The sequence below is a fragment of the Pseudomonas sp. genome (assembly GCF_049653025.1).
In the GTDB taxonomy this organism is placed as follows: domain Bacteria; phylum Pseudomonadota; class Gammaproteobacteria; order Pseudomonadales; family Pseudomonadaceae; genus Aquipseudomonas.
The window spans coordinates 14,191-32,596 of the sequence record NZ_JBASFM010000007.1 but is presented as its reverse complement, the minus strand read 5'-3'; the positions used below and the strand labels follow the sequence as shown (position 1 = coordinate 32,596).

Below are 18,406 nucleotides of genomic sequence, written 5' to 3'. Positions count from 1 at the left end.
CCGATAAGCCAGGGACAGGTGCAACCAACGCGTTGAGGAGTCCCCATGCGATTCAAGTCGATCCAGTTTTCCGTCGTCATCCTGGCGGGGGCCAGCATCCTGGCTGTGGTGGTGGCACTGGTGCTCTACGCGCTGTTTGCCGGGTCGCGCACCCAGGGCCTGGTGCAAGAACGCACCCAGAGCCTGCTGGAAGAAGTGATCGATCAGCGCCTGGTGGCCCTGGCTGAAGCTCAGGTGGGCGATTTGCAGCGAGAGTTCGAAGCGCCGATGAACCTCTCAAAGTTCCTGGCGACTCTCAATAGTCAGATGGCCCAGGGCGCGGACGGCGCAACCAAGGTAAGTCTCAGCCGTGATGAGCTGTCGACACTGGTCAGTGTGTATCTGGAAAAGAACCCGAAACTGATTGATCTCTACATCGGCTGGGAAGCCAATGCCTTCGATCAGGACGATGATCTCTACGCCGGCCAGGAGGCCGCCGGCTATGACGCTACTGGGCGCTTCATGCCCTGGTGGTACAGGGACAATGGCCAGCTCAAGGTAGCCGCGCTGACCGCCGTGCAGATGGAAAGCGAGAAGCTGCTGCCCACAGGAGTACGCGAAGGTGAATACTACCTGTGCCCCAAGGCCAGCAAACAGCCCTGTGTGATCGACCCTGCCTCTTACGACTTCGGTGGCAAGCAAGTACTGGTTGCCTCCTTCAACGCACCTATCCTGGTCGACGGTCAGTTCAAAGGCGTCGTGGGCAACGACCTGGCCCTGGACTTTATCCAGGGGCTGCTGACTACCGCCAAGGGCGAACTGTATGACGGTGCCGGCGAACTGGCGCTGATCGCCGCCAATGGCACCCTGATCGCCGCTACCAAAGACGCCAGCCTGATCGGCCAGCCGGCCAGCAAGGTGCTGGATGCCGAGCTGCTGGAGCAACTCAAGCAAAACAGCAGCGAACAGGCGATCAACAAACTCGACGAGGAACGCCAGCTGTTCCAGTTGCTGCTGCCGTTCAAGGTGGCCGGCACCTCGACCCGCTGGACCCTGGCCATCGAGCTGCCAACCACCGCGGTATTTGCCGACCTGAAAAAACTCCAGAGCGGCCTCGCCGAGCAAGCCCAGGAAGACACCGTTGGCATGGCCCTGGTCGGCCTGCTGGTGGCCGGCATCGGTCTGCTGGTGATCTGGTTCGTCGGCTATGGCATCGCCCACCCGCTGCGGCAGATGGTGTTGATGCTCGACGATATCGCCAAGGGCGACGGTGACCTGACCAAGCGCCTGCAGGTCGACCGCAGCGACGAACTCGGACAGATCGCCAATGGCTTCAACACCTTCCTCAACAAGCTGCAGAACATGATCCGCGATGTGGTCACCTCGGTGCAGAAGGTCAGCGATTCCTCCGAGCACACCGCCGACATCGCCATCCGCACCAACGAGGGTGTACAGCGGCAAATGGCCGAGATTGATCAGGTGGCCACCGCCGTGCATGAGATGACCGCCACCGCCCAGGACGTGGCGCGCAACGCCAACCAGGCGGCTGAAGCCGCCAACCATGCCGACCAAGCGGCCAACCAGGGTCGCCAGACCGTGCAGCACACCGCCGACGCGATTGCCGCGCTGGCCCAGGAAATCGGCCGAGCAGTGGGTGTGGTGCAAACCCTGGCCAAGGACAGCGAGAACATCAACGCCATCCTGGTGGCGATCCGCGGGATTGCCGAACAAACCAATTTGCTCGCGCTTAACGCCGCGATCGAGGCGGCGCGTGCCGGCGAGCAGGGTCGCGGCTTTGCCGTGGTGGCCGATGAGGTGCGCAACCTGGCACAGAAGACGCAGAAGGCCACCGAAGAAATCCAGACCATGATTCAGCAACTGCAGCACGGCACCCGTGAAGTGGTGAAGGTCATGCAGGACAGCCAGGACAAGACCGAGGTCAGCGTGCAGCAGGCCAGCCAGGCGGCTGAGGCGCTCGAGTCGATTACCCAGGCGGTGTCGGTGATCAACGACATGAACACCCAGATCGCCAGCGCCGCCGAGGAGCAAAGCGCAGTGGCCGAGGACATCAATCGCAACGTCACCAATATCGGCCAAGTGGCCAACGAGGTCGCGGGAGGAGCCGACGAGGCCAGCCAGGCCAGCGCCGAGCTGACCAAACTGGCCGAGCAGCAGCGCCGCCTGATCAACCAGTTCAAGGTCTGACCGAGCCTGCAATGCAAAGGGCGGACTGCCATAAACAGTCCGCCCTTTTTATTTCCATGACCTCATGCCGTGTTAGCGAGCTAGGCGGGAGTCAGGCACTCCGGCGCATCGAGCTTGGGATCGTTGATCAGGTTGGCCAGCACCCGCTCGCGCAGCGCCAGTGGCGGGCTGGCCAGCAAGGCCTGCAAATCCGCCGCCGAGGTGTCGGCAGCCAACCAGGCGGCCTGCCCCGCCTCATCGAGAATCAGCGGGCGGCGCTGACTGGCCGCGGCCTGGGTCACCACGGCGGTACTCAGGTACACGCAGCCTTCTACCGGATAGGCTTCCCACAGCGCGGCGAAATACAACGGCGTGGAGTCACTGGTCAGCCAGTAAGGGCGCTTGCGCGCGGTGCCACGCCACTCGTAGAAGCCATTGGCCGGCAACAGGCCACGGCGCAGGCGAAAGGCCTCGCGAAACATCGGCTGCTCGGCCAGGGTTTCCGCACGGGCCTGGGCCGGGGTCTTGGTCAGGTCGGTCAGCCACGGCGGGGTCAGCCCCCAGCGCGCCCGCGTCAGTTGCCGCTCACCCTCGACGTTGCGCAGCAACAGCACCTGAGAATTCGGCGAAATACTCCAGTGCGGCAACTGGTCAGCAGGGAAACCGGGAATCGCCGCGAATGCGGGCGTCCAACGGAACAGGGCAAAACGTCCACACATGGGGTAACTCGATAGCGTTCAGGCAGTCAGTGCGCCAACCAGATGGTCAGCAAGAAGTCAGTCAGGTGCGCCGCCAGGTTCAGCTCAGCACAGCAGCGTGCCTTGAAAATTTTCCGATTCATCCGTCGGCAGCGGTTGCGCGGCATTGTACGCGGCGATCAGCTGTTGTGCGCTGTGCGCCTGCGCATCCTCGACCAGCACGCCAAGCAGGCCAGAGGCCGGCAACTCACCCACCGCGCCAGCCAGATGCTGCCCGGTCAGGTAGGCGTCGATGCCCTCGCTGGCCAGCATGCTCAGCAGCAACTCGCCCTCCATCAGGTCCTGCGGCTCGTAGATTCGCTGCATCAGTCATTCTCCCCGCGAACATCCAGTTGCCAGTCGTGGCCATCGGTTTGCAGTGAAAACACGATCGGCCGGCAGCACACCGGGCAGTCCTCGATGTACTGCTGATCACCCGCCGAAAGATCCAGCACGGCCTCGACCTGTTCACCGCAGTAAGGGCACTGGTAGTCCTGGTTTTCCAGCATCGCAGCCTCCGTGTGACTTGCGCGTATAATCGCCGGTCTATAGCTGGCCCAGCAGTCGTGAAACAGCCCTTGCGCGTTACCACGAGCAGCTAATTGAGCGTTCCCACAGCCAACCACAACAAGAGAACATGATGGGCGAATTCGATGCCATCCGACCTTACGCCGACGCCGAAGTCCCTGCCGTACTGGCGCGCTTGCTGGCGGACGAGGCGTTTCTCGACATCCTCACCCAGTTCCGCTTCCCGCGTCTGGCGGCACCTTTAGGTTGGCTGCTTAAACCACTTATAGCCTATCGCCTGCGCCGTGAGTTTCGTGGGGTCCATTCCGTCTCTGGATTACAGGAGAGAATCGAGACCTACGTCGACCACAGCATCGAGCGCGCGACGGATGGCGTGACCTATTCCGGCATCGAGCGCCTGCAAACCGGCAACGCCTACCTGTTCCTCGCCAACCACCGCGACATCGTCATGGACCCGGCCTTCGTCAACTACGCGGTGTACCACGCCGGCCTACCAACCCCGCGCATCGCGATTGGCGACAACCTGCTGCAGAAACCCTTCGTCAGCGACCTGATGCGTCTGAACAAGAGCTTTATCGTGCACCGCTCGATCAGCGGACGGCGCGAAAAACTGGCGACTTACCAACTGCTGTCGGCCTATATCAACCACTCGATCCGCAACGATGGCGAGTCGATCTGGATCGCCCAGGCCGAAGGCCGCGCCAAGGACGGTGACGATCGCACCGATTCGGCGATCCTCAAGATGTTCCACATGAGCCGCAAAGGTGAGCCCTTCGCCGAGGTAATCAACGCGCTGCGCCTGACACCGGTCTCGATCAGCTACGAATACGACCCCTGCGACCAGGCCAAGGCGCGCGAGCTGTTTATCCGCGCCAGCAGCGGCAGCTATACCAAGGCCGCCGGCGAAGACGACCAGAGCATCGCGCTCGGCATCACCGGCTACAAAGGCCGTGTGCATGTGCACTTTGGTGCGCCGGTCAGTGAAGGCCTGGAAGACAGCAAACTGCTGGCCGCCGAAATGGACCGGCAGATTCTCAGCGGCTACCGGCTGTTCCCCGTGCACTACCTGGCCTATGCCATGTGGGCCGAACGTGACCCGGCACTGGCGGTACCCGAGGCCGCCGAGCTATTCCCGGCCGCCGAACTGGCTGCGGCGCAAGCCGAATGGCACAAGCGCCTGGGCAACTGCCCGACCGAGCAGCAGCCCTACCTGATCCTGCAATACGCTAACCCGGTGCGTAACCAGTACCGGATCAAGGCGGGCCTGCCGCTGTAGATAAATCGCAGCCATAAAAAACGGCAGCCAATGGCTGCCGTTTTTATTACCTGAGGCACCGAGTTACAGCTGAGTGCTAAGCCAGGACAGCAGCAAGGCCGACGCCAGGCAGGCATGGCCAAAGCGATAAAAGAACCGATTCAAGCGCAGTGTCGGCTCATCAATGGCATAGGCCTCATCCGCCAATTCATTCAACTGATTGCCAGCCAGCAACCGCGCCTGCGCACGCTGCTCGCGCATGCGGGTGGCCAGCAACAGCCAGGCACCGGCCAGGGTAAAGAACAGCGCCAACCCATTAAGCCACTGCCCAGGTTGAGCCTCGATCAGCAACCAGAGCGCTTGCAACGACATCCTCGACCTCTACTTCTATAAGGCATGCGATCAACGCCGCGCCTGATTATCAGCACACCCGATGCAGTATCAGGCAGTCCAAATACGGCCGCGGAGTCTACCGAAGGCTGCAGCGCTCGCGATTCGATTCCGACGAATCGCAGTCACTATGACCAAGCGGTCTAAACACTGTCATCTACGTAAGCTATGGTCTAACACTCGTCTCCGCACCTTGTTCAAAAAGGCTTTGTGCGCCGAGACAGGCCTTAATATTCATGGAGGATCACAGCATGCTGCACGCCCAACCCCAAGACCGCGACTACCTGATCGATTCACTGGATGACGTGGAAGATGTCATCGACGGGCTGTCTTTCAATGTGCAGGACGACCACTGGCTGGTCTACTGCGCCATGGGCGGCCACGAGCATTACGCCCTGCCAGATGTGGATACGCTGACCGGCATGAGCATGCCGGAGTTTTACAGCGAGGCTGCCTGAAGCCAGAGCTCTCGGCGCAGACCGCAAAACGCAGGTGTAAAAAGCCCGGAATAAACCGGGCTTTTTTATTGCCGCCAGCCTTACTGCGCGAGCATCTGGCCGATGGTCGGGTCCTTGAAGGCGCGGGTCAGGGCGTCGCTCAGAACATCGCCAACCAGCTTGGTATTGGTCGCCTGGTTCGGGGCCATGCCGAAACGCTGGTTCAGCGAAGCGCCATAACGACCGCTGTAGCGACGGCTGCTGTTCTGCACATCGACGCGGAAGGTCGCGGTCATGTCAGCTTCGGTCACGTACAGGCCTTCTTTTGGCGACTGGTACTTCAGCTCGGCCAGGGTCAGGGTCAACTGCGGCGCGTTGTAGGCATTGGCGCTCGGGGTAAAGCCGAGCAAACGCACGGCGGCTTCAGCCTGGGCCTGCAGTTTGGGCAGAATGTCCTGACCGGTCACGCTGATGGCGCTGGTTTCCGGATAGAGACCACCACGGGTACCCAGTACTGGCGAGGGACGACCATCGGCCACACGCACCACCACCGGTTGGCCCTGACCAACGGCCGCAAGCGGGCTGTTGAGTTTAGGTTGCGGGCTGAGTTGTTGCGGGCTGTGGGCACAACCCACCAGAGTAAGGCTGGCAACAGCCGCCAGGCCTAACAGCAGACGATGCAGCATGCTCATCTCTCCAAAAAAGGGGGCAAAAGTGGCGCGCAGTATAACCAGCGCTGGAAATGCCTGACAGCGCTGCTTTCTAGGACGTTTATCGCGGCCACAGGTTCCCGTCACGCGCTTGTCACGCAGTTTGGGCATAAGACTTTAGTCTTCCCTAGTCGTGAGTGAGCCGCCATGTTTTCCCTGCGTAGCCTGTTTAGCACGCGCCGCCCGATGCGCTCATTCGCCCTGATAGACGCACAGGGAATATGCCGCGCGCTGCGCCAATCGGCCCAGCCTCCACAAGGCGTGGGCTGGATCGAGCTGCAGCAGTGCTGCCCGAGCTGGCTCGATCGAACGCTGCCAGCCAGCGCCCGAGCCGCCCAAGTCACACCCTGCCTGCACGCGCAGCGGGTGCTGGCGGCCTGACCGGCGGAAGAAGAAAAGTCACGCCAGGCGATCAATTTTCCCGCTTTGCCCTTATAATCGCGCCCGATTATAAGGGTGCCTCCTGACTCGGGCCTTGCCGTACGGCTGATGTACCTTCATCAGCCTCGCCCCAGAGAGTCGCCCACTTCGCGCTGCCAGCGGGCCGTCGTGTTCTTCCCCTGTGAAACCCCCTTGCAAGCTGTGCAACGGTCGTTTTACGCCGGCGAAAAAGACCGACCCGTGCAGACGCGTTTTGAGGTTCACGACTCCAAAAGGGCGTGGAAAAACGGTTGGAACAACTTCACAAGAGTGTGGCGAAAATGAACGATCTGGCGGTTGGCACCTGCATCCAGAGGCTTGCTTCCTTCAATCCTGAGTGTCTCGGCGATTACTGATCGGCTGTGTTTACGCACAAGCTTACTAACGTCTTTTGAGTGCTGGTTTGCGGAGAAGTGGTAATGGCGCAGAACGATTACGAAACAGTGGATGTGGTGCTGGTCGGTGCCGGCATCATGAGCGCGACCTTGGCCGTGCTGCTGAAAGAGCTCGACCCGGCGATCAAGCTGGAAGTGCTCGAGATGATGGCATCCGGGGCGATTGAAAGCTCCAACCCGTGGAACAACGCGGGCACTGGCCACGCCGGTCTGTGCGAGCTGAACTACACGCCGGAATCGGCTGATGGCTCGATCGACATCAAGAAGTCGGTGACCATCAACACCCAATTCGAAGAATCCAAGCAGTTCTGGGCCTACCTGGTCGAGAAAGGCCGCTTCGGTTCGCCCAAGTCGTTTATCAACCCGGTGCCGCACCTGAGCTTCGTCCGCGGGCAGAAAGGTATCGACTACCTGAAGAAGCGCTTCGACGCGCTGACCGCCCACCACGCCTTCGCGGAAATGGAATACACCGAAGACCGCGCCACCATGGCCGAGTGGATGCCGCTGATGATGCCGGGCCGCGACCCGAGCGAGCCGATTGCCGCCACCCGTGTAATGGCCGGTACTGACGTCAACTTCGGCACCCTGACCAAGAGCCTGCTGGATCACCTCGGCCAGCAGCAAGACGCCAACGTCACCTGCAGCCAGAAGGTCGTCGGCCTCAAGCGTAACGCCGATGGCTGGCGCGTCAGCGTCAAGGATCAGCAGAGCGGCAACAGCCGTGAAATCCAGGCCAAGTTCGTCTTCCTCGGTGCCGGTGGCGCGGCGCTGCCGTTGCTGCAGATGTCTGGTATTCCGGAAGGCAAAGGCTTTGGCGGTTTCCCGGTCAGCGGCCAGTGGCTGCGCTGCGACAACCCGGACGTGGTCAAGCAGCATCAGGCCAAGGTCTACAGCCAGGCCGCCGTCGGCTCGCCACCGATGTCGGTGCCGCACCTGGACACCCGCGTGGTGGACGGCAAGACCTCGCTGCTGTTCGGCCCTTACGCCGGCTTCTCGACCAAGTTCCTGCGTCACGGCTCCTTCCTCGATCTGCCGCTGTCGGTGCGCCCGAACAACATCGGTCCGATGCTGGCGGTAGCGCGCGACAACTTCGACCTGACCCGCTACCTGGTCAAGGAAGTGCTGCAGTCCGAAGAGCAGCGCCTGGAAACCCTGCGCGGTTTCTACCCAGAGGCCAAAGCCTCCGACTGGCGTCTGGAGATGGCTGGCCAGCGGGTGCAGATCATCAAGAAAGACCCGAAGAACGGCGGCATCCTGCAGTTCGGCACCGAACTGGTGGCCGCCGAAGACGGCTCGATTGCCGCGCTGCTCGGTGCCTCGCCAGGCGCGTCGGTGACCGTGTCGATCATGCTGGACCTAATCCAGCGCTGCTTCGGCGAGCAGGTAAAAACCGCAGAGTGGAGCCGCAAGCTCAACGAAATCTTCCCTGCCATGGGCAAGGTGCTGGCCAGCGATGCCGAGCGTTACCGCGAAGTGCAATCGCGCTCCGATGCCCTGCTACAGCTGGAACAAACCGTCAGCGCCTAACTCGCCTGACAATAAAAATTGCAGGGAGCAATTTTAAACGTCGCGCCAGCGACGGCCCGAAGGGTAGCCGCCAGGGATGGCAGGCAATAAAAAACCGCCTCTCAGGGCGGTTTTTATTGCACTCGAAATCAGGCGGATGCGGCCATCGGGCGGAAACTGAAGTAATGGCGCAGCGCATCGACCATTTCGACATAGTCGGCCGGCGGGGCCACCAACGCGAATCCTGAGTCATAGCCGCCTGGCGTGACATCCTCACGGCACCATTGGCAGGTCGCCGAAAAGTCGATGTAGTGCGGCGCATCATGTCCCGGAATCTTCAGGCGCATATCGAAGCGCGCACCCACCAGCATCGGCAACTGACTGATCAGCAGCAAACCGTCCAGAGAGACGTTGCCGATGTAGCCCATCGGCTTGTCGGTGATGCGATTGAACACCTTCAGGTAGTAGGGCAACTGGTGGCGTTCGATGCTGCGCTGAATATGCATAGGCATAGTGGCAAATCGCTATAGATGGCCATTGAGTATGGCCTCACTACTGCGCTTAAACCAGTTTCAGGAACAACGTTCTGACACCCGACTCTGGAGTTGCTGACGAGCGGTATCGACCTCCTCATCACTGTAATAACTGCGCTCACCGTCGGCCTCGGAGCGGTAATAACTGTAGCCTTCGGGAATTTCGGCCAGGGAATTACGCAGCTTAGCGCACTCTTCTTGGCGCTCCGCCTGGCGCTTGAGGGCCTCGGCGGAGGCCTGCGCCTGCTCTTCACGGCGCGCGTCATAAAAGCGGTTGGCACGCTCCTCGCGCTCACGGGTCAATTGGTCCCGCTCGACCACCTGCGGCTTGACCTCGACCTGTTCGGCACCGGCGGCCGTCGGGCGCTGGCTGAAATGCACCTGGCCATTGGCATCGGTCCAGCGATAGATCTCCGCAGCCGCCAACCCTGGCAGTAACAACAAGCACAACAGAACACGCATGGAATCCCTCCCTTAAAACCTCAGCTTACTGCCGAGGATAACCGCCAATGCCCCATCACGACCAACGGTCAAGGCTTCACAGGCGTAACCTTGATCGCAGCCCCACTGTCTTCATGGCCTAGCTGGCGCAAGGTATCCATACGCGCACGGGCGCGGTAGGCGTACTCACTGGCAGGGTAATTAGTGGTGATGAACTGGTAGGTCTGCATGGCGTCGACGAACAACGCCTGGCGCTCCAGGCACTGGCCGCGCAGCAGGGAGATTTCCGGCTGCATATAACGCCGCGAGCGGCTGTTACGCTCGGCCTTAGACAGCAACAGAATGGCCGACTCGCATTCACCGCGATCATAGGCCTCATAGGCGTTATTGAGGTCGCGATCGAACGAGTAACGGTTGCATCCCGCCACACCCACCACCAGCAAAACAATAAACAGTATGCGCATAAGCCTCTCCTCCGATGAGCAGTGTATCGACTGCCCTGGAAAATTCTGCAGCAACATATCCTCTGATGGGTAATGCCGCCAGCCACTTGGCCAGCACTCACGCGCCTGACTAGACTGGCGCGCAACGGCCCTGCGCCTTCGGAGTTGCCATGTCGTCATCGTCCCGCTTGTCGCTACTGCTATGTGCCGCCCTATTGAGCGCCTGCTCGCCCACCACGCCACTGTTTATCGCACAGATCACCACCAACGAAGTGGTCGAATACAAGACCCTGAAGAACAACCGCATGCTCGCCGCCATCGAAGAGGAAGGCGACCTGCTGACCTACAGCGCCCAGGCCATTCGTGACGCCAAGAGCGAGCAGGCCGAGCAGCTGTACCTGACCGGCTACCGCGACAGCAAACTCAGCGACGACGTACGGGCCATCTCGCTGTACCAGATCGGCCTGATATACATGAACCGTTTCAACGACCAGCGCGACGACAACAAGGCGCTCAACTACTTCTACCAGGTGCTCAACGAGTTCCCCGGCAGCCGCGCCGCCGAACGCGCCGATGCGCGCATCCAGCTGATTCGCGCGCGCGCCGACGAACCGCTGCACAAGACTTCGCGCGAACTGCTGGCGCACTGGAAACCCAACCAGCAACTCGACCTGTACAAGCCCAGCCTCGACCCTGACATGACCCTGCTGTCGCGACGCGCGGTGCTGAAAAACCGCGTCGGCGAGGCCGAGGAGCTGTACCTGCTGGCCCTCAGCGACAATGGCATCGCCGCCGACATAAAGGAAAGAGCCCTGTACCAGCTGGCCCTGATGTACCTCGCCCCGGACAACCCGACGGCCAGCCGCGACAAGGCCATCGGCTACCTGCGCCGCCTGCTGACGCAGTACCCGCAGAGCGCGCTGAACAACAAGGCGGCCCGCCATCTGGACCAGGCGCTCAATCGCGAATAGAGCCAGGCAAGGTAGTGCAGAGGAACAATGACTACAGGGTTGCGGCATAGTAGCCTCGTGCTCAGATGCAACTCAGGAGTCTGTGCATGACCTTTCGCCGTACCAAAATCGTCGCCACCCTCGGCCCATCCAGCAATAGCCCCGAGGTCCTCGAACAACTGATCATCGCGGGCCTGGATGTCGCCCGCCTGAACTTCTCCCACGGCTCACCCGATGAGCACAAAGCCCGCGCCAAGCTGGTGCGCGAACTGGCCGCCAAGCATGGCCGCCATGTCGCCCTGCTCGGCGACCTGCAAGGGCCGAAGATCCGCATCGCCAAATTCGCCAACAAGCGCATCGAGCTGAAACTCGGCGACCGCTTCACCTTCTCCACCAGCCACCCGCTGACTGCCGGCACGCAAGACATCGTCGGCATCGACTACCCGGATCTGGTCAAGGATTGCGGCGTCGGTGACGAGCTGCTGCTCGACGACGGCCGCGTGGTGATGCGCGTCGTCAGCGCAACCAGCGATGCCCTGCACTGCGGAGTGCTTATCGGCGGCCCACTGTCTGACCATAAAGGCATCAACCGCCGTGGCGGTGGCCTGACTGCGCCGGCGCTGACCGAAAAAGACAAAGCCGACATCAAGCTGGCTGCCGAGATGGAGCTGGATTACCTGGCTGTGTCCTTCCCGCGCGATGCTGACGACATGCATTACGCGCGCAAGCTGCGTGATGAAGCCGGCGGCACCGCCTGGTTGGTGGCCAAGATCGAGCGCGCCGAAGCCGTGGCCGACGATGAGACCCTCGATGGCCTGATCCGTGCCAGCGATGCGGTGATGGTTGCTCGTGGCGATCTGGGCGTAGAAATTGGCGACGCCGAACTCTGCGGCATCCAGAAGAAAATCATTCTGCACGCCCGTCGCCACAACAAGGCGGTGATCACGGCCACGCAGATGATGGAGTCGATGATCCAGAACCCTATGCCGACCCGCGCAGAAGTCTCCGACGTGGCCAACGCGGTGCTCGACTACACCGACGCAGTGATGCTCTCGGCGGAAAGTGCCGCCGGTGCCTACCCACTGGAAGCGGTGCAGGCCATGGCGCGTATCTGCCTGGGTGCGGAAAAACATCCGACCAGCAAGAAGTCCAGCCACCGCATGGGTACCGAGTTCGAGCGCTGCGACGAAAGCATCGCCCTGGCAGCCATGTACACGGCCAACCACTTCCCGGGCGTGAAGGCGATCATCGCGCTGACCGAAAGTGGCTATACCCCGCTGATTATGTCGCGCATCCGCTCCTCGGTGCCGATCTTCGCGTTCTCACCGCACCGCGAAACCCAGGCCCGCGCGGCCATGTTCCGTGGTGTCTACACCGTGCCATTCGACGCGGCCGCGATGCAGCCGGGCGAAGTCAGCCAGGCGGCGGTGGACGAGCTGCTCAAGCGTGGCGCAGTGCAGGCCGGCGACTGGGTAATCCTGACCAAGGGCGACAGCTACCACACCATCGGCGGCACCAACACCATGAAGCTGCTGCATGTCGGTGAAGCGCTCGTTTAACTGCTGCGCTGCAATGCAAAAGGCCGCTCAACTGAGCGGCCTTTTGGTTTGCCTCAATGCATCAGGCGAACTTGCTGAAATCCGGCGTGCGCCGCTGCATAAAGGCGGTCAGCGCCTCGATGGCTTCCGGCGAGCGCAAGCGCTGACCGAACAGCGCGCCCTCTTCCTCTATTACCCGGCGCAGTTGCTCGCGATCAGGTGCGCGCATCAGGCGCTTGCTGTCCGCCACTGCTGCCGGTGCCAGTTGCTGAAAGCGCAGGGCCATTTCGCGGGCTTTAGCCAGGGTTGCCTCACCGCTATCCAGAGCCTGATTGGCGATGCCCCAAGCGGCGGCTTGCTCACCGGTAAAGCTCTGCCCGAGCAACAATAGCTCAGCAGCGCGAGCGTGGCCAAGCAGACGCGGCAGGATCAGGCTGGAACCGTATTCAGGACACAGGCCAAGGTTGACGAAGGGCATCTTCAGCGTGGCATCGCGGCTGACATACACCAGGTCGCAGTGCAGCAGCATGGTCGTGCCGATGCCCACCGCCGGGCCGTTGACCGCGGCCACTACCGGCTTGCTGAACTCGAACAGCGCCTGCATAAACTGGAACACTTCACTGTTCAGCCCGGTGGGCGGTGCCTTGATAAAGTCGGCGACATCATTGCCGCTGGTAAAGCAGCTCTCGCCGCCGCTGATCAGCACGGCGCGCACGCTTTTATCCTGATCGGCCTGCACCAGCACTTCGGCCATGCCGCTGTACATGGCTCGGGTCAGGGCATTCTTCTTGTCGGGGCGGTGCATGCGCAGGGTCAACAGCCCTTGTTCACGCTCAACCAGCAGGTGCTCGCTCATCATCAATCCTCACGGCAGGCCACCCGCGAGCTGAGAACCTGACTGGCTAGCGCGCGTGGGGCAAAAAGACGTCAGCGAACACCTGGCTACGCGGCATGCCTGCCAGGTACAGGCGGCGCGCAAAGGTTTCGACGTTGTCGGGATGGCCGCAGAGTAAGGCGATGGCTTGCCGTGAAACAAGGCGCAGTTCGGCCAAAGCAGCCGCCAACTCGGCCGCGCAGAGCAACTCGACCTGCACCTGCGGATGGCTGGCCGCTAGCGCCTGCAAGGGCTCGGCCAGATAATGCGCGGACGCATCATGGGCCAGGTGAATAACCCGAATGCCGCCCTGATGATCCTGGCGCAACGCCTCGCGCAGCACCCCGTACAGCGGTGCCAACCCGGTGCCGGCGGCCATCAGCCAAAGCGGGCGGGCTTGCCAGTCAGGGTCATAATGCAGGGCCGCACCACGCAGCTCGCCCAGACGCAGACTGCCGCCAGGCTGAAATGCCCGCGCCGCCGTGGCAAACACACCGCCCTGACGGCAATCGATATGAAACTCCAACCAGGGATCTTCGCCAGGCAGGCTGGCTAGCGAGTAGGGCCGGGCAATGCCGTCCTCGGTCCAGAGTTGCAGGTGCTGACCGGCGCTGTAGCGCAGCGGCCGTTGCGGAGTCAGGCGCAAACGCAGCACATGCGGACTGAGCCAGTCGCAGGCCTCAATCAGCGCCGGCATGCCATCGCGTAGCGGGTCGAATACCTCGACCTGCACGTCCTCAATCACCCGGCACTGGCAGGCCAAACGCCAACCCTGTTCGCGCCTGGCCTGGTCCAAGGCCTCGGGCTTGCCATCAAGCACGTCGCCACGCACGCAACGCACCAAACAGGCATGGCAACTGCCGGCGCGGCAGCTGTAAGGCACGCGGATACCGGCCGCCAGCAGGCTATCGAGCAGATTAGTAGTGGCGGCAACTTCAAGGCAGTGCTCAGCGACCCGCAGCTCAGGCATCCACATCCTCCCAGGTCGCCGCGCAACGGTTTCGCCCGTCACGTTTGGCCTGGTACAGGGCCTGATCGGCACGCTGCAGGGCATCGTCCAGATCATCGTGCATGGTCAGCAGGGTCATGCCGATCGACACGCTCAGGCTGTCCACTTTCACCCCCAGCGGTTCGGCGCGGCTGAACGCCTCACGCAAGCGCTCACAGCAGGCGGTGAACTGATCGGCCTCGGTATTGGGCAGCAGCAGCACAAACTCTTCGCCACCGTAACGGGCGATCACGTCACCATCACGCAGGCAGGCCCGCGCCACAGCGGCAAAGGTCTGCAACACGCGATCACCAGCAGCATGCCCGTGCACATCGTTGATCCGTTTGAAATGATCGAGATCCAGCAGCGCCAGGCCGTGCTGACGGCCACTGCGCAAAGCGCTCAGCTCGCGACCGGCCAGACGCAGGAAATGCCGGCGGTTGCACAAGCCGGTCAACTCGTCGGTCGCGGCCAGGTCTTCGAGCTGACGCATCATCCCGCGCAGGGTGTCCTGATGGGCCTGCAAGGCAAAACGCCGTTGGCGCATGCGTTGGCGCATGGCCTGGGCATAGCTGGCGAACAGGGTCAGCCAGGCCAACACCACCGCCAAGACGCATGACTGCATCAGTGCCACACGCGGTTCACTCAACTGCAGGGTATAGGCTTCATACAGGTTCAAGCCGGCAAAACCGAAGAAGGCAAACAAGGCGCAGCGGGCAAAGACTTTCGGCGGCAACTGGAACACGCCGAACAGCAGAATCAGCATGTAGATCACCAGCATGCTGCCGCGACCTTCGCTGAACAGCGCCAGCAGTACCGTCAGCCAGGTCAAGGCCAGCAGCACCTGGGGCTCGGTCAGGCTGGGGTCGCTAAAACGCAGATTAAGGCGCGACAGAAACAGCCCGAGAATCAGCAACTGGCTGAGCGCCGCCAATGCCGTCAGGCCCAGCGCGGTCGTCGCGGAGGCATGGAACAGCCCGGCAGCGAATGCCACCCAACACAGCAGTGCGGTCAAGGCATAGGTCGCCACGGCCATGCCGAAACGCTTCAGCAACAGGCTTTGTAGAGTTCGCTGGGTTACCCGCTGGCTGCTTAGGCTCATGGGTTTATGGGCTCCGTCCCATGCTGGCATCTAGCCGCCACTCTACCCCTGTGACCACAGAATGCCTAGCTCATTGGTCGGCCGATCAGCGACCATGGTCGAGGCCGCAGAGGTGTCCGCCTGGGGGTTCGGCGCGGTATACTGCCGCGCCTTTTTATCTTGTGCTTTGGCCTTGTCCTTTGACCTTGCCTTTTGACCTTGATAGCCCTGCGCCGGGCCGTGACCCAGCGCTCTTCGAAGTTCCTGCCCTACTCCTAGCCCTACAAAAAGGAGCGCCAAGCATGACCGTGATCAAGCAAGACGACCTGATCCAGAGCGTCGCCGACGCCCTGCAGTTCATCTCCTATTACCACCCCGTGGATTTTATCCAGGCCATGCATGAGGCCTACCTGCGCGAAGAGTCCCCCGCTGCGCGCGACTCCATGGCGCAGATCCTGATCAACTCGCGCATGTGCGCCACCGGTCATCGGCCGATCTGCCAGGACACCGGCATCGTCACCGTATTTATCCGCGTCGGCATGGACGTGCGCTGGACCGGCGCCACCATGAGCGTCGACGACATGATCAACGAAGGCGTACGCCGCGCCTACAACCTGCCGGAAAACGTCCTGCGCGCCTCGATCCTCGCTGACCCGGCCGGCGCGCGCAAAAACACCAAGGACAACACCCCGGCAGTAATCCACTACTCCATCGTCCCCGGCGACAAGGTGGAAGTGGACGTCGCAGCCAAAGGCGGCGGCTCCGAGAACAAATCGAAGATGGCCATGCTCAACCCGTCCGACTCCATCGTCGACTGGGTACTCAAGACCGTCCCGGAAATGGGCGCCGGCTGGTGCCCGCCAGGCATGCTCGGCATCGGCATCGGCGGCACCGCTGAGAAAGCCGCGGTAATGGCCAAGGAAGTGTTGATGGAACACATCGACATCCATGAGCTGAAAGCCCGCGGCCCGTCGAACAAGATCGAGGAAATGCGCCTCGAGCTGTTCGACAAGGTCAACCAGCTGGGCATCGGTGCCCAGGGCTTGGGCGGCCTGACCACCGTGCTCGACGTGAAGATCATGGATTACCCGACCCACGCCGCCAGCCTGCCGGTGTGCATGATCCCCAACTGCGCCGCCACCCGTCACGCCCACTTCGTGCTCGACGGCAGCGGCCCGGCCGAGCTGGAAGCGCCGGACCTGTCCGCCTACCCGGAAATCGTCTGGGAAGCCGGCCCGAGTGCGCGCCGCGTCGACCTCGACACCCTCACCCCAGAAGACGTGCAGAGCTGGAAGCCGGGCGAGACCGTCCTGCTCAACGGCAAGATGCTCACCGGCCGCGACGCCGCGCACAAGCGCATGGTCGACATGCTCAACAAGGGTGAACAGCTGCCGTTCGACCTCAAGGGCCGCTTTATCTATTACGTCGGCCCGGTCGATCCAGTGCGCGAAGAAGTAGTCGGCCCGGCCGGCCCGACCACCGCCACGCGGATGGACAAATTCACCCGGCAGATTCTGGAAAGCACTGGCCTGTTGGGCATGATCGGTAAATCCGAGCGCGGCCCGATCGCCATCGAAGCGATCAAGGACAACAAGGCCGTGTACCTGATGGCCGTTGGCGGCGCTGCTTACCTGGTCGCCCAGGCGATCAAGAAATCGCGCGTGGTGGCCTTCGCCGAACTGGGCATGGAAGCCATCTACGAGTTCGACGTGAAAGACATGCCGGTCACCGTGGCCGTCGACACCAAGGGCGAGTCGGTGCACATCACCGGCCCGGCGATCTGGAAAGGCAAGATTGCCGAAAGCCTGGCCGTCGAGATCAAGTAAGCCTCACGGCAGCAAACACCAAACCCGGCCAAGTGCCGGGTTTGTTGCCTTTGCTCCGCCAACAACAGCCTGTTAGCCGTCAGCGCCGCTGCGCAGAGCCTTCATCTGCCTGAATTAATCTTGCCTTAAGCTTCACTGGACATACTGCCCGCACCAGCACTGATCGAGCCGTTAGCTAGACGGCGCGCTGAAACAGCAGAAAAGGACAGTGAACATGAGCCAAGCAACTCCCAGCGCCTCGAAATGGGCCACTTCGTACGATCATCTGCATGCGACCGACTGCCTGCAAAAGCATGAGTACGGCCTGACGCGCAGAATCGCCCACTGGCGCGACGAACAACAGACTCGCCGCGCCTTGAAGCTGGCGGGCGATCCGGACATGGTGCTCGACCTGCCCTGCGGCACCGGGCGGTTCTGGGCGCTGCTGGCCGAGCAACCCAATCGACTGATCTTTGCCGCCGACGACTCGACCGACTCGCTGGAAAATGCCGAAGCCGCGCAACCGCTGGATGTACTCAAACAGGTTGAGAGCTTTCAAAGCTCGGCCTGCGCCATCGAGATGGACGATAATTTTGTCGACAGCATTCTCTGCATGGACCTTCTGCACCAGATTGCCGACCCGGCTCAACGCCTGCTGATCCTGCGCGAGTTCCACCGCGTCACCCGCGACACGCTGATTGTCTCGCTCAAACTGGACGACCAAGCCCTCACCGAGGCGCAATTCGATCAAGCCGGCTTCGACATCCTCGACCACAGCAACTTTCTGCCCGGTTATGCCCTGTGGCGCGTCTACGTACTGCGCAAACGCACCCAGGCCTAAGCTGCACGCCCACCCTCGTCAGTCGTCGCGAGTCAGCACCTCCAGCAGCTCGACCTCGAAGATCAGGTTGGAGTTCGGTTTGATATAGGCACCGAACTCGCGTTCGCCGTAACCCAGGTGTGCCGGCACGAAGAGTTTGCGCTTGCCGCCGACCTTCATGCCCATCAGGCCCTGATCCCAGCCCTTGATCACCCGGCCGGTGCCGATCACGCACTGGAAGGGTTTACCACGCGCATAGGATGAGTCAAACGTGGTGCCATCTTCGAGAAAACCGTTGTACTGGGTGGTGATCAAAGCCCCTTTGACCGCCTCTTTGCCATCGCCCAGCTGAATATCTTCAATCCGCAATTCGCTGCTCATCACTCACCTCG

20 protein-coding genes and 1 pseudogene are annotated in these 18,406 nt (G+C 61.8%); 9 read left to right on the top strand and 12 right to left on the bottom strand.

Annotated elements, in window-relative coordinates:
- Positions 1-45: 45 nt before the first annotated feature.
- Both WBK23_RS07405 and WBK23_RS07400 read left to right on the top strand, forming a co-directional pair.
- Positions 46-1,326: pseudogene (locus tag WBK23_RS07405) on the top strand (HAMP domain-containing protein); the annotation flags it as partial.
- Between the two features lie 15 nt (positions 1,327-1,341).
- The gene (locus WBK23_RS07400; RefSeq protein WP_424483430.1) at positions 1,342-2,184 is read left to right on the top strand and encodes a methyl-accepting chemotaxis protein; all 843 of its coding nucleotides are present in this window, start codon (positions 1,342-1,344) and stop codon (positions 2,182-2,184) included.
- An 80-nt stretch (positions 2,185-2,264) separates the two neighbouring features.
- On the opposite strand, the gene WBK23_RS07395 is transcribed toward WBK23_RS07400, so the two are convergent.
- The 3 genes from WBK23_RS07395 to WBK23_RS07385 all read right to left on the bottom strand — a co-directional run bounded on the left by WBK23_RS07395 (position 2,265) and on the right by WBK23_RS07385 (position 3,409).
- On the bottom strand, positions 2,265-2,882 hold the full coding sequence (locus WBK23_RS07395) for an SOS response-associated peptidase (protein WP_424483339.1): 618 nt from the start codon (positions 2,880-2,882) through the stop codon (positions 2,265-2,267).
- 84 nt (positions 2,883-2,966) lie between these two features.
- Positions 2,967-3,227, bottom strand: a complete 261-nt coding sequence (locus WBK23_RS07390) for a putative signal transducing protein (RefSeq protein ID WP_424483338.1) — start codon at positions 3,225-3,227, stop codon at positions 2,967-2,969.
- Complete coding sequence (locus WBK23_RS07385) at positions 3,227-3,409, bottom strand: CPXCG motif-containing cysteine-rich protein (RefSeq protein WP_424483337.1); 183 nt, start codon at positions 3,407-3,409, stop codon at positions 3,227-3,229. Before WBK23_RS07385 ends, WBK23_RS07390 begins: the two co-directional genes overlap by 1 nt.
- Positions 3,410-3,537: 128 nt before the next feature.
- On the opposite strand from WBK23_RS07385, the gene WBK23_RS07380 reads away from it, so the two are divergent.
- A complete protein-coding gene (locus tag WBK23_RS07380) occupies positions 3,538-4,704 on the top strand; it encodes a 1-acyl-sn-glycerol-3-phosphate acyltransferase (protein ID WP_424483336.1) in 1,167 nt (388 codons plus the stop codon).
- A gap of 63 nt (positions 4,705-4,767) precedes the next feature.
- Here the strand turns inward: WBK23_RS07380 and WBK23_RS07375 are convergent, their stop codons facing one another.
- Positions 4,768-5,055 (bottom strand): hypothetical protein, encoded by a 288-nt coding sequence (locus WBK23_RS07375; protein WP_424483335.1) that lies wholly within the window; start codon positions 5,053-5,055, stop codon positions 4,768-4,770.
- 269 nt (positions 5,056-5,324) lie between these two features.
- Between WBK23_RS07375 and WBK23_RS07370 the strand changes: the two genes are divergently transcribed.
- Positions 5,325-5,531 (top strand): hypothetical protein, encoded by a 207-nt coding sequence (locus WBK23_RS07370; RefSeq protein ID WP_424483334.1) that lies wholly within the window; start codon positions 5,325-5,327, stop codon positions 5,529-5,531.
- 80 nt (positions 5,532-5,611) lie between these two features.
- On the opposite strand, the gene WBK23_RS07365 is transcribed toward WBK23_RS07370, so the two are convergent.
- A complete protein-coding gene (locus WBK23_RS07365) occupies positions 5,612-6,196 on the bottom strand; it encodes a YajG family lipoprotein (RefSeq protein WP_424483333.1) in 585 nt (194 codons plus the stop codon).
- 863 nt (positions 6,197-7,059) lie between these two features.
- Here WBK23_RS07365 and mqo point away from each other — a divergent pair.
- Entirely contained in the window at positions 7,060-8,562 is a 1,503-nt protein-coding gene (mqo, locus tag WBK23_RS07360) for a malate dehydrogenase (quinone) (RefSeq protein ID WP_424483332.1), read from the top strand.
- A gap of 128 nt (positions 8,563-8,690) precedes the next feature.
- Here the strand turns inward: mqo and WBK23_RS07355 are convergent, their stop codons facing one another.
- The 3 genes from WBK23_RS07355 to WBK23_RS07345 all read right to left on the bottom strand — a co-directional run bounded on the left by WBK23_RS07355 (position 8,691) and on the right by WBK23_RS07345 (position 9,979).
- A complete protein-coding gene (locus tag WBK23_RS07355; RefSeq protein ID WP_424483429.1) occupies positions 8,691-9,047 on the bottom strand; it encodes a PilZ domain-containing protein in 357 nt (118 codons plus the stop codon).
- A gap of 66 nt (positions 9,048-9,113) precedes the next feature.
- Positions 9,114-9,536: a DUF4124 domain-containing protein gene (locus WBK23_RS07350; RefSeq protein WP_424483331.1), complete on the bottom strand. Its 423-nt coding sequence runs from the start codon at positions 9,534-9,536 to the stop codon at positions 9,114-9,116.
- A 68-nt stretch (positions 9,537-9,604) separates the two neighbouring features.
- Positions 9,605-9,979, bottom strand: coding sequence for a tetratricopeptide repeat protein (locus tag WBK23_RS07345; RefSeq protein ID WP_424483330.1), 375 nt, complete (start codon positions 9,977-9,979; stop codon positions 9,605-9,607).
- A gap of 149 nt (positions 9,980-10,128) precedes the next feature.
- On the opposite strand from WBK23_RS07345, the gene WBK23_RS07340 reads away from it, so the two are divergent.
- Positions 10,129-10,929: a tetratricopeptide repeat protein gene (locus tag WBK23_RS07340; protein ID WP_424483329.1), complete on the top strand. Its 801-nt coding sequence runs from the start codon at positions 10,129-10,131 to the stop codon at positions 10,927-10,929.
- An 86-nt stretch (positions 10,930-11,015) separates the two neighbouring features.
- Positions 11,016-12,467 (top strand): pyruvate kinase, encoded by a 1,452-nt coding sequence (pyk, locus tag WBK23_RS07335; protein WP_424483328.1) that lies wholly within the window; start codon positions 11,016-11,018, stop codon positions 12,465-12,467.
- A gap of 61 nt (positions 12,468-12,528) precedes the next feature.
- Here pyk and WBK23_RS07330 read toward each other — a convergent pair whose 3' ends face one another.
- From WBK23_RS07330 to WBK23_RS07320, 3 genes are read right to left on the bottom strand one after another with little or no spacing between them, the layout of a single operon-like run.
- Positions 12,529-13,302 carry an enoyl-CoA hydratase gene (locus tag WBK23_RS07330; protein WP_424483327.1) on the bottom strand — a complete coding sequence of 258 codons (774 nt, stop codon included), beginning with the start codon at positions 13,300-13,302 and terminating at the stop codon, positions 12,529-12,531.
- Between the two features lie 46 nt (positions 13,303-13,348).
- Positions 13,349-14,290 carry an iron-sulfur-binding ferredoxin reductase gene (locus tag WBK23_RS07325; protein WP_424483326.1) on the bottom strand — a complete coding sequence of 314 codons (942 nt, stop codon included), beginning with the start codon at positions 14,288-14,290 and terminating at the stop codon, positions 13,349-13,351.
- Positions 14,283-15,410, bottom strand: a complete 1,128-nt coding sequence (locus WBK23_RS07320) for a diguanylate cyclase domain-containing protein (protein WP_424483325.1) — start codon at positions 15,408-15,410, stop codon at positions 14,283-14,285. The genes WBK23_RS07325 and WBK23_RS07320 overlap by 8 nt, the downstream gene beginning before the upstream one ends.
- A 281-nt stretch (positions 15,411-15,691) precedes the next feature.
- On the opposite strand from WBK23_RS07320, the gene WBK23_RS07315 reads away from it, so the two are divergent.
- A complete protein-coding gene (locus WBK23_RS07315) occupies positions 15,692-17,215 on the top strand; it encodes a fumarate hydratase (protein WP_424483324.1) in 1,524 nt (507 codons plus the stop codon).
- A gap of 214 nt (positions 17,216-17,429) precedes the next feature.
- Positions 17,430-18,035: a class I SAM-dependent methyltransferase gene (locus WBK23_RS07310; protein ID WP_424483323.1), complete on the top strand. Its 606-nt coding sequence runs from the start codon at positions 17,430-17,432 to the stop codon at positions 18,033-18,035.
- An 18-nt stretch (positions 18,036-18,053) separates the two neighbouring features.
- On the opposite strand, the gene WBK23_RS07305 is transcribed toward WBK23_RS07310, so the two are convergent.
- On the bottom strand, positions 18,054-18,395 hold the full coding sequence (locus tag WBK23_RS07305) for an FKBP-type peptidyl-prolyl cis-trans isomerase (RefSeq protein WP_424483322.1): 342 nt from the start codon (positions 18,393-18,395) through the stop codon (positions 18,054-18,056).
- Positions 18,396-18,406 lie beyond the last annotated feature (11 nt).

Bases quoted from the DNA above. Each gene is read 5' to 3' on its own strand.
- WBK23_RS07370 (WP_424483334.1), top strand. From the start codon at position 5,325: ATGCTGCACGCCCAACCCCAAGACCGCGACTACCTGATCGATTCACTG.
- WBK23_RS07330 (WP_424483327.1), bottom strand. From the start codon at position 13,302: ATGAGCGAGCACCTGCTGGTTGAGCGTGAACAAGGGCTGTTGACCCTG.
- WBK23_RS07350 (WP_424483331.1), bottom strand. From the start codon at position 9,536: ATGCGTGTTCTGTTGTGCTTGTTGTTACTGCCAGGGTTGGCGGCTGCG.
- WBK23_RS07380 (WP_424483336.1), top strand. From the start codon at position 3,538: ATGATGGGCGAATTCGATGCCATCCGACCTTACGCCGACGCCGAAGTC.
- WBK23_RS07375 (WP_424483335.1), bottom strand. From the start codon at position 5,055: ATGTCGTTGCAAGCGCTCTGGTTGCTGATCGAGGCTCAACCTGGGCAG.
- WBK23_RS07390 (WP_424483338.1), bottom strand. From the start codon at position 3,227: ATGCAGCGAATCTACGAGCCGCAGGACCTGATGGAGGGCGAGTTGCTG.
- WBK23_RS07315 (WP_424483324.1), top strand. From the start codon at position 15,692: ATGACCGTGATCAAGCAAGACGACCTGATCCAGAGCGTCGCCGACGCC.
- mqo (WP_424483332.1), top strand. From the start codon at position 7,060: ATGGCGCAGAACGATTACGAAACAGTGGATGTGGTGCTGGTCGGTGCC.
- WBK23_RS07400 (WP_424483430.1), top strand. From the start codon at position 1,342: ATGATCCGCGATGTGGTCACCTCGGTGCAGAAGGTCAGCGATTCCTCC.
- pyk (WP_424483328.1), top strand. From the start codon at position 11,016: ATGACCTTTCGCCGTACCAAAATCGTCGCCACCCTCGGCCCATCCAGC.
- WBK23_RS07320 (WP_424483325.1), bottom strand. From the start codon at position 15,410: ATGAGCCTAAGCAGCCAGCGGGTAACCCAGCGAACTCTACAAAGCCTG.
- WBK23_RS07385 (WP_424483337.1), bottom strand. From the start codon at position 3,409: ATGCTGGAAAACCAGGACTACCAGTGCCCTTACTGCGGTGAACAGGTC.
- WBK23_RS07305 (WP_424483322.1), bottom strand. From the start codon at position 18,395: ATGAGCAGCGAATTGCGGATTGAAGATATTCAGCTGGGCGATGGCAAA.
- WBK23_RS07345 (WP_424483330.1), bottom strand. From the start codon at position 9,979: ATGCGCATACTGTTTATTGTTTTGCTGGTGGTGGGTGTGGCGGGATGC.
- WBK23_RS07310 (WP_424483323.1), top strand. From the start codon at position 17,430: ATGAGCCAAGCAACTCCCAGCGCCTCGAAATGGGCCACTTCGTACGAT.
- WBK23_RS07365 (WP_424483333.1), bottom strand. From the start codon at position 6,196: ATGCTGCATCGTCTGCTGTTAGGCCTGGCGGCTGTTGCCAGCCTTACT.
- WBK23_RS07340 (WP_424483329.1), top strand. From the start codon at position 10,129: ATGTCGTCATCGTCCCGCTTGTCGCTACTGCTATGTGCCGCCCTATTG.
- WBK23_RS07355 (WP_424483429.1), bottom strand. From the start codon at position 9,047: ATGCATATTCAGCGCAGCATCGAACGCCACCAGTTGCCCTACTACCTG.
- WBK23_RS07395 (WP_424483339.1), bottom strand. From the start codon at position 2,882: ATGTGTGGACGTTTTGCCCTGTTCCGTTGGACGCCCGCATTCGCGGCG.
- WBK23_RS07325 (WP_424483326.1), bottom strand. From the start codon at position 14,290: ATGCCTGAGCTGCGGGTCGCTGAGCACTGCCTTGAAGTTGCCGCCACT.